Source organism: Bartonella sp. CB10SXKL, assembly GCF_042195515.1.
Classification (GTDB): Bacteria; Pseudomonadota; Alphaproteobacteria; order Rhizobiales; family Rhizobiaceae; genus Bartonella.
Window position 1 is genome coordinate 1 of sequence record NZ_JBHION010000087.1, and the last position, 1103, is coordinate 1103.

Annotated in this window: 1 protein-coding gene; it reads left to right on the plus strand. The window is 30.1% G+C overall.

Annotated elements, in window-relative coordinates; all coding sequences use genetic code 11:
• On the plus strand, positions 1 to 298 hold a 298-nt coding region (locus tag ACFIK3_RS09565), incomplete at its 5' end, for an autotransporter outer membrane beta-barrel domain-containing protein (protein WP_375660345.1).
• Positions 299 to 1103: the final 805 nt, after the last annotated feature.

The following is a 1103-nucleotide window of genomic DNA, read 5'->3' on the forward strand; positions in this document are numbered from 1 at the left end:
GGTGGGGCGTGTTGGTGGGCGTTTAAGCAAGACACTTAATGTTTCTGAAGAGGGACGTGTCGTTTCTTTTTATAGTAAGCTTTCTTATTTGCATAGTTTTGAAGATAAGCAATTTGTTTCTTTTAAAAACGATTTCCAATTAGGTTTTTTTGGTTCTTTTTTGGAAGCAGGTCTTGGGTTTAATGCTCGTCTTTCTTCAAAACTTTTTCTTCATGGAGATGTAACTTATCAGCATAAATTTAAGAAAGCTGGTTTTTCTGGAGCCAGTTTCTCTGCTGGATTGCGCCATCTTTTTTGAAGAGATATAATGTGCATTTTTATATGAAAGGCAGAAGATTTTTCTGCCTTTTAATGTATTGAAATTTATTTTTCCTCATCAATATGGTTATTTTTTTGATATAAAAGATTACAATAGATGCTTTCTTCTATGCGATGAGGAATTTTCCTAAAATTTTGATATTAAGATATGGGGGCAGATTTCATTGTGAATGTGAGAAGCTTGAATGCTAAATTCTTGTGGTATAATCTTTTAAAAGAGACGATATTGATGGTTGTTTTTGTCCATTTCTTTATTAAATTTTATAGATCATAAGTTTAGTCTTTACGAGATTTATGCATTTTTTTGAATTTTGTTTTAGAACTTTATTTACGTTTATATCATTTCATACGCATATTATTTGTTTCCTTTTTTAGGATGTTTACTTAAGAATTTTGGATAAATACTTGTTTTTAGAACAAACAGAGGGAGTTTGAGGTCAAATTATAATAAAAGTAAAGTATGCTTTATCGTATTGTTACGGTTGTTGTTTTGTAAATGATAGGTGGCAGAGAAATTTTGATTGGATACAGGATATTATTTTTATTGCGGTTATGCGCGGATATCATCATTCTTTTTTCAGCATTCAATATTTGCGCAGATTTTAGCACTCGAGAATGTTCATAAGAAGCAATACACCTTTTTTCAAAAGTCCTTCTTTACATGCCAGCTTCGTTTGTGATGAACAAGGGGTTAATTGATTAAATATAAACAGGTTTGAATGAAAGAAATTTATAATATTCAGTTTTTTATTCAATATGTAGAATGATGAGTGAGTATTCTAAAT